We start from the raw sequence: 4,292 nt of genomic DNA, 5'->3' as shown, positions 1-4,292 counted from the left end.
CGCACGTGGCGAGCGGCGCCAGGCGCTGGAGGCGTTCGAGACCTGCCGCACCGCGCTGGCCCGCCAGCTCCGCGCCCAGCCCTCGGCCGAGACCGTGGCGCTAGCCGAGACCATCCGCGGCACCGAGGACCGCGGCGCGCATGGGGCGGCACCCCTGCCGGCGGCCCCGCCGCTCCGCCGGTCCGCGGCACGCGGCGCGCGGCTGGGCACCGCGCCGTTGCAGACGCTCGGCTCAGCGGCCGAGGAGCACCTCTCGCTCGGGCTCGCCGAGGAGATCACCACCGCGCTCTCGCGCTTTCGCTGGATCGCGGTGGTGTCCTCCGCCTCGCTGGCGCGCTTCATGGGCCCGAACTCGGACCCGCTGCCGCTCCGCAGCGCGCTCGACCTCGACTTCCTGCTCAGCGGCTCGGTGCAGGCGGACGGCGAGCGGGTGCGCGTGACGCTGCGGCTGCTCGATCTGCACGCCGCCGGCGAGGTGGTCTGGGCCCAGCGGTTCGACCGCGAGGCAGCCAACCTGCTGGCGCTCCAGGACGAGATCGCGGCCGCGGTGGTGGCGCAGATCGACCCCGAGATCCTGCTCATCGAGGCCAAGCGCGCGGCCGCCCGCCCGCCGGTCGATCCCTCCGCCTACGAACTCGTGCTGCGCGCCATCCCGGCGATCTACCGGCTGGAGCATGACGCATTCCTGGAGGCCGGGCAGCTGCTCACCCAGGCGATCGCGCGCGAGCCGGACAACGCCGCCGCCCATGCCTGGTTCGCCTACTGGCATGTGTTCCTGGTCGGCCAGGGCTGGGCCGAGGACCAGGACCTGGCGCTGAACCGGGCCGGCACCCATGCCGAGAAGGCGATCCTGCTCGACCCAGGCGATGCGCGCGCCTTTGCGATCGCCGGACATGTGCGGAGCTTCCTGCACCACCGGCTCGATGAGGCGATCCGGCTGCACGAGCGCGCGCTGTCGCTGAACCCGAACTTGCCGATGGCCTGGGTGTTCTCCGGCGTCGCGCACGCCTATCGCGGCGACCACGCGGAGGCGTTGCAGCGGATCATCCGCTACCGCCGGCTGTCGCCGATGGACCCGCATGCCTTCCTGTTCGATACGGCGCTGATGATCCCGCACCTGCTGCTGCACGAGCATGAGCAGGTGGTCGCGCTCGGGATGCAGGTGACCGAGATGAACCCGGGGCTTTCCGCAGCTTGGAAGCCCTATCTTGCCGCCCTCGGCCAGCTCGGGCGCAAGGCGGAGGCGGCCGAGGCGCTGCAGCGGCTGCTGGCGCTCGAGCCGGGGTTCACGATTCGGCGCTTCCTCTCCACCGCGCCCTTCGCCCGCGACCTCGATCGGGAGCACTACGCCGCGGGCCTTCGCTCGGCCGGGGTCCCGGAAGCCTGATACCGGACATTCCGGGCTGTTTGTTGCGGCGCACCATGCCGTGGGGTAGGGTGACGATGCAGCCGGATTCAGGCTGCCCAGGAAACGCCACGTGACCGACGAGATACCCAAGCCGCCGGGCCCGCAGGGCCCGAACGAGATCGCCCCTGTGCTGCTCGAGGAGGAGATGAAGCGCTCCTACCTCGACTACGCGATGAGCGTGATCGTGTCGCGCGCGCTGCCCGATGTGCGCGACGGGCTGAAGCCGGTGCACCGTCGGATCCTGTTCGCGATGCACGAGGCGGGGTACGCGCCTGACCGGCCACACCGCAAGTCCGCCCGCGTGGTCGGCGACGTGATGGGCAAGTATCACCCGCACGGCGACGCGGCGATCTACGACGCGATGGTGCGCATGGCGCAGCCCTTCGCGATGCGCCTGAGGCTGGTCGATGGGCAGGGCAATTTCGGTTCGATGGACGGCGACCCGCCGGCGGCGATGCGCTACACCGAGGTGCGGCTTGCGCGCTCAGCGCAGTCGTTGCTCGATGGGATCGACGAGGACACGGTCGAGTTCCAGCCCAACTACGACGAGACCGCCGAGGAGCCGCGCGTGCTGCCGGCGGCCTTTCCGAACCTGCTGGTGAACGGTGCGAGCGGCATCGCGGTCGGCATGGCGACCAACATCCCGACCCACAACCTCGCCGAAGTGATCGACGCCACCGTGCTGCTGATCGACGAGCCGGATGCCGATCTTGCGCGGCTGATGGAGAAGCTGCCCGGGCCCGACTTCCCGACGGGTGGCAGCATCCTCGGCCGCTCGGGGATCCGTGCCGCGTTCGAGACGGGCCGCGGCTCGGTGCCGGTGCGGGCGCGCGCCGCCGTCGAGGAGATCCGCAAGGATCGCGAGGCCATCGTCGTCACCGAGATCCCCTACCAGGTGAACAAGTCCGACCTGCTCGAGCAGATCGCCGGACTGGTCCGCGAGAAGCGGATCGAGGGCATCACCGACATCCGCGACGAGTCCGACCGCGACGGCGTGCGCGTGGTGATCGAGGTGAAGCGCGACGCCAATGCCGAGATCGTGCTGAACCAGCTCTACCGCTTCACACGACTGCAGATCTCGTTTCCAGTGCAGATGCTGGCGCTGAACGGCGGCCGGCCCGAGCAGATGGGGCTGAAGGCGATCCTTCAGGCCTTCCTCGCCTTCCGCGACGAGGTGCTGGTGCGCCGCAGTCGCTTCCGCTTGGCGAAGGCGCGCGAGCGGGCCCATGCGCTGATCGGGCTGGCGGTCGCGGTTGCGAACATCGACGCGGTGATCGCGCTGATCCGCGCGAGTGCCGACGGGGCGGAGGCGCGTGCGGCGCTGATGGCACGCGGCTGGCCCGCCACCGATCTCGCCCCGCTGCTGGCGCTGGTGGACGATCCGGCGAACGCGCTCACCGAAGCCGGCACGCTCAGGCTCACAGAGGCGCAGGCGCGTGCGATCCTCGATCTCCGTCTGCAACGGCTCACCGGGCTCGAGCGCGAGAAGATCGCCGAGGAGCTCCGCGGTCTGGCCTCGCAGATCGAGGAGCTGCTGGTCTTGCTCGCCGCCAAGCCACGCCGGCTTGCCGCGATCCGCGAGGAGCTGCTGGCCATCAGGGCCGCGTTCCCGAGCGAACGGCGCACCGTGATCGAGGACGCCGAGAGCGATCTCGATGACGAGAGCCTGATCGAGCCCGCGCCGATGGTGGTGACGCTGACGCGCGAGGGCTTCATCAAGCGCGTCCCGCTCTCGGCCTTCCGCGCGCAGAAGCGCGGCGGGCGCGGTCGCTCCGGCATGGCGACGCGCGAGGAGGATGCGGTGACGCGCATCTTCGTCGCCAACGCGCTCGACGAGGTGTTGTTCTTCACCAGCCGCGGCACGGCGTACCGACTGAAGGTGTGGCGCCTGCCCGAGGCGCAGCCGCAGGGCAGGGGCCGCAACATCCGCCAGCTGCTCGGTGGGCTGGAGGCCGATGAATCGATCAGCGCCGTGCTGCCCCTGCCGGCCGACGAGGCGCTGTGGGACAGCCTGTTCGCCGTGTTCGCCACATCGAAGGGCAATGTCCGCCGCAACCGCCTGTCGGACTTCCGCAACGTGCGCCAGAACGGCCTGATCGCGATGAAGCTCGAGAACGGCGAGCGGCTGATCGGCGTGCAGGCGGTGCGCGAGGACGACGACGTGCTGCTGGCAACGCGCAAGGGCCGCGCGATCCGCTTCGCGGTCGCCGACGAGCTCCGCGTCTTCGCCGGCCGTACCAGCACTGGCGTGCGCGGGATCCGCCTTGCGGCAGGCGACGAGGTGATCAGCCTCTCGGTGTTGCGCCATGTCGGGGCGACGGCCGAGGAGCGGGTCGCGTACCTGAAGGCCGCCGCGGCGAAGCGGCGCACCGGCGAGCCCGAGGAGGCGATCGAGGAGGCCGAGACGGTGGCCGAGATCACGCTCTCGCCCGACCGCTTTGCCGAGCTCGAGGGGGCGGAGGAGTTCGTGCTCACCGTCACCGCCGGCGGCTACGGCAAGCGCAGCTCCGCCTACGAGTACCGCGTCACCGCCCGCGGCGGGCAAGGCATCACTGGTGTCGCGCTGACGCGCAGGAACGGCGGCGCGGCGGTCGCCTCGTTCCCGGTGCGCGACGGCGATGCGCTGATGCTGGTGACCGACGCGGGCCGCACCATCCGCATTCCGGTGGATGACATCCGGATCGTCGGTCGCGCGAGCCAGGGCGTGACACTGTTCCGCATCGAGGACGACGAGCACGTGACCTCGGTGTTCCCGGTGGTCGAGGACGAGGCCGAGGGCGAGGGGGCATGAGCGAGCGCCGCGTCGGGCTGTATCCCGGGACCTTCGACCCTGCGACGCGCGGGCATCTCGACATCATCGGCCGCGCAGCGCGGCTGTTCGACA

3 protein-coding genes are annotated in these 4,292 nt (G+C 71.0%); all 3 read left to right on the top strand.

All coding sequences use genetic code 11. The features are described from left to right. Positions 1–1,387, top strand: a 1,387-nt coding sequence (locus ACTIFU_RS22690; RefSeq protein ID WP_439580596.1) for a hypothetical protein, incomplete at its 5' end; no start/stop codon positions are given. Between the two features lie 91 nt (positions 1,388–1,478). Then, positions 1,479–4,199: a DNA gyrase subunit A gene (gene gyrA, locus ACTIFU_RS22685; protein ID WP_439580595.1), complete on the top strand. Its 2,721-nt coding sequence runs from the start codon at positions 1,479–1,481 to the stop codon at positions 4,197–4,199. Next, the coding region (locus ACTIFU_RS22680; RefSeq protein ID WP_439580597.1) for an adenylyltransferase/cytidyltransferase family protein at positions 4,196–4,292 on the top strand (97 nt) is incomplete at its 3' end. The genes gyrA and ACTIFU_RS22680, both read left to right, overlap by 4 nt.

The organism is Elioraea sp. (genome assembly GCF_051860475.1).
Taxonomy (GTDB): Bacteria; Pseudomonadota; Alphaproteobacteria; order Acetobacterales; family Acetobacteraceae; genus Elioraea.
The sequence above is the reverse complement of the archived record's forward strand: the minus strand, read 5'-3'. Positions and strand labels throughout refer to the sequence as shown.